Here is a 1,724-nt window from a genome sequence, read left to right as displayed (position 1 = left end):
TAATTAAAACAATATCTTAACATACTGAGATAAATAATCAAATTCAGTTTCCTTATCCGGATTAGAAAGTTTCCCCTCCCTTTTAACAAGGGAGGTGGGATGTACATAAGCTTACAGGTTATTAGTACTACTCGGCTATGACATTACTGCCTTTACACCTATAGCCTATCAACGTGGTCATCTTCCACGACCTTTAAAAGAAATCTCATCTTGTGGTGGGTTTCGCGCTTATATGCTTTCAGCGCTTATCCCTTCCCAACGTAGCTACTCTGCAGTGCCCCTGGCGGGACAACAGATACACTAGAGGTTAGTCCAATTCGGTCCTCTCGTACTAGAATCAGATCCACTCAAATTTCTAACGCCCACAGTAGATAGAGACCGAACTGTCTCACGACGTTCTGAACCCAGCTCGCGTGCCACTTTAATGGGCGAACAGCCCAACCCTTGGGACCTTCTCCAGCCCCAGGATGTGACGAGCCGACATCGAGGTGCCAAACCCCCCCGTCGATATGAGCTCTTGGGGGAGATCAGCCTGTTATCCCCGGCGTACCTTTTATCCTTTGAGCGATGGCCCTTCCATGCGGAACCACCGGATCACTATGCTCTACTTTCGTACCTGATCGACCTGTATGTCTCTCAGTCAAGCTCCCTTATGCCATTGCACTCTTCGCACGGTTACCAAGCGTACTGAGGGAACCTTTAGAAGCCTCCGTTACTCTTTTGGAGGCGACCACCCCAGTCAAACTACCCACCAAGCAATGTCCCCCCGATTGGGGGTTAGGCCTCAGATAAACAAAGGGTTGTATTTCAACAATGACTCCACAACGCCTGGCGACGCCACTTCACAGTCTCCAACCTATCCTACACATCATTTATCCAAGGTCAATACTAAGCTATAGTAAAGGTGCACAGGGTCTTTTCGTCCCACTGCGGGTAAACGGCATCTTCACCGTTACTACAATTTCACCGAGCTCATGGCTGAGACAGTGTCCAGATCGTTACACCATTCGTGCAGGTCGGAACTTACCCGACAAGGAATTTCGCTACCTTAGGACCGTTATAGTTACGGCCGCCGTTTACTGGGGCTTCAATTCAATGCTTCTCCGAAGATAACATCTCCTCTTAACCTTCCAGCACCGGGCAGGTGTCAGGCCCTATACTTCATCTTACGATTTTGCAGAGCCCTGTGTTTTTGATAAACAGTCGCCTGGACCTCTTCACTGCGGCCCACATCGCTGTGGGCGACCCTTCTCCCGAAGTTACGGGTCTATTTTGCCTAATTCCTTAGCCATGAATCTCTCGAGCACCTTAGAATTCTCATCCCAACTACCTGTGTCGGTTTACGGTACGGGTACTAAATACCTGAAGTTTAGAGGTTTTTCTTGGAAGCCCTTAGGCGCACTATCACTTCAACCGAAGTCTCCGTGTACTATCGTATTTCACCAAGTTTTACGGATTTGCCTATAAAACTTATAGCTAGGTACTTTAACGAACTATTCCGTCAGTTCGCGGCGCTTTCATCACTCCGTCACCCCATCACAGTATTCAGTAGTACGGGAATATTAACCCGTTGGCCATCGACTACCCCCTTCGGGTTCGCCTTAGGTCCCGACTAACCCACAGCTGATTAGCATAGCTGTGGAAACCTTAGTCTTTCGGTGTGCGGGTTTCTCGCCCGCATTATCGTTACTTATGCCTACATTTTCTTTTCTAACCAGTCCAGC

At 48.4% G+C, this 1,724-nt stretch carries 1 rRNA gene; it reads right to left on the bottom strand.

Annotation, left to right across the window (positions count from 1 at the left end):
- Window positions 1-101: 101 nt before the first annotated feature.
- Window positions 102-1,724: ribosomal RNA gene (locus B6A10_RS16155) — 23S ribosomal RNA — on the bottom strand; the annotation flags it as partial.

The sequence above is a fragment of the Flavobacterium pokkalii genome, from assembly GCF_014596575.1.
Classification (GTDB): domain Bacteria; phylum Bacteroidota; class Bacteroidia; order Flavobacteriales; family Flavobacteriaceae; genus Flavobacterium; species Flavobacterium pokkalii.
This window is presented reverse-complemented; position numbering and strand designations above follow the sequence as displayed.